The organism is Micrococcus sp. GbtcB5 (assembly GCF_019091605.1).
Taxonomy (GTDB): Bacteria; Actinomycetota; Actinomycetes; order Actinomycetales; family Micrococcaceae; genus Micrococcus; species Micrococcus luteus.
Window position 1 is genome coordinate 1 of the sequence record NZ_JAGXJK010000310.1, and the last position, 250, is coordinate 250.

Here is a 250-nt window from a genome sequence, read left to right on the forward strand (position 1 = left end):
GCGGCCCACAGTGGGGGGAAGTCCGGCACCGTCTCCGGGGTGGCCGCCCCGTCCACGATGCCGGCCCCCGGCACGCGCAGGCCGACGACGGCGGCGAAGGTCGCCATCCGGTGATCGTGGTAGGTCACGAGGGCGGCGGGGGACAGCGGCCCCGACGCGACCGTGCCCGGGAAGCCGAGCGACGTCTCGTCCTCGTCCACGGTGATCCCCAGGCGGGCGGCCACGGCGGTGAGCGCGGCGAGCCGGTCCG

Annotated in this window: 1 pseudogene; it reads right to left on the reverse strand. The window is 77.6% G+C overall.

Annotated elements, in window-relative coordinates:
• Positions 1 to 250, reverse strand: a pseudogene (locus KVS67_RS12475) (3-phosphoshikimate 1-carboxyvinyltransferase); the annotation flags it as partial.